Annotated in this window: 1 protein-coding gene; it reads left to right on the forward strand. The window is 48.7% G+C overall.

What is annotated here, in order from left to right:
• The first annotated feature begins 61 nt into the window (after positions 1-61).
• The gene (locus ICN48_RS13760) at positions 62-1,225 is read left to right on the forward strand and encodes an IS30 family transposase (protein WP_216154250.1); all 1,164 of its coding nucleotides are present in this window, start codon (positions 62-64) and stop codon (positions 1,223-1,225) included.
• Positions 1,226-1,232 lie beyond the last annotated feature (7 nt).

Below are 1,232 nucleotides of genomic sequence, written 5' to 3' on the forward strand. Positions count from 1 at the left end.
CTTGAATTCAACTGATCGATGCAACACACTACAAACTGCGTAAGCAAAAGGAGTGTTGCTCATGAAACAACGGCCCCGAATCTATTACACGGCCACCCAGAAGGCTTTAATGTGGGAACGCTGGCAAAAAGGCGATAACCTTCATCAGATAGCGCAATTATTTGATCGGGGCCACTCTTCTATCCAGCGTATTTTGGCCGAAAGTGGTGGCATCAAACCACTAGAGCGATCTCGATCAGCTCTATCGCTGACTTTGGCTGAGCGAGAAGAGATCTCCCGCGGCCTGGCAACGGGACAATCCCTTCGTTCTATCGCACAGCTTTTAGGCAGATCGCCTTCTACGGTTAGTCGGGAGGTTAAGCGTAATGGTGGTGCCAAAGACTACCGATCAGCTGGGGCAGATAGCTCAGCTTGGGATCGAGCACTTCGTCCTAAGACTTGTAAACTGGTCTTGAACAAGCCCTTGGCAAGTATCGTGACAGACAAGCTGCAGCTCTTGCAGTGGTCGCCACAACAGATTGCCGGATGGTTAAAGCAAACGTATCCAGATGACGAAAGCTATCAGGTGTCACACGAGACAATTTATCGTAGCCTCTTTATCCAAGCCCGTGGAGCCTTAAAGAAAGAGCTCGTGGCACATTTACGTCGTACTCGGGTGATGCGCCGCTCACGCCATCACACGCTTAAAGATGTTGGTCTTGGCAAGATTGCCAATGCAGTCTCCATTAGAGAGCGGCCAGCAGAAGCAGAAGATCGTGCAGTGCCAGGTCATTGGGAAGGCGATCTTTTATATGGGGATGCCAATAGCCAGATCGCTACTCTCGTTGAGCGCCAGACTCGCTATGTGATGCTAGTAAAAGTGGCTCGCAAAGATAGCCAGACAGTAGTTAACGCACTCATTAAGCATGCGAGAAAATTACCAGACGAGCTATATAAATCGTTAACGTGGGATCGAGGTAAAGAGATGTCTGAGCACAAGCGTTTTACCTTAGCCACGGATGTTCAGGTGTACTTTTGTGATCCCCAGCATCCTTGGCAACGAGGATCCAATGAAAATACGAATGGGCTACTAAGACAATACTTCCCTAAAGGAATGAGCCTGGCTAATTACTCACAGGCTAAGCTTAATGCCATAGCTAGGAAACTGAATGAGCGCCCTAGAAAGACACTAAACTATCAAACACCGGCAGAACGTTTTGCCCAATCTGTTGCGTTGACCGGTTGAATCCAAG

This window comes from Polynucleobacter sp. JS-Safj-400b-B2, assembly GCF_018881975.1.
In the GTDB taxonomy this organism is placed as follows: Bacteria; Pseudomonadota; Gammaproteobacteria; order Burkholderiales; family Burkholderiaceae; genus Polynucleobacter.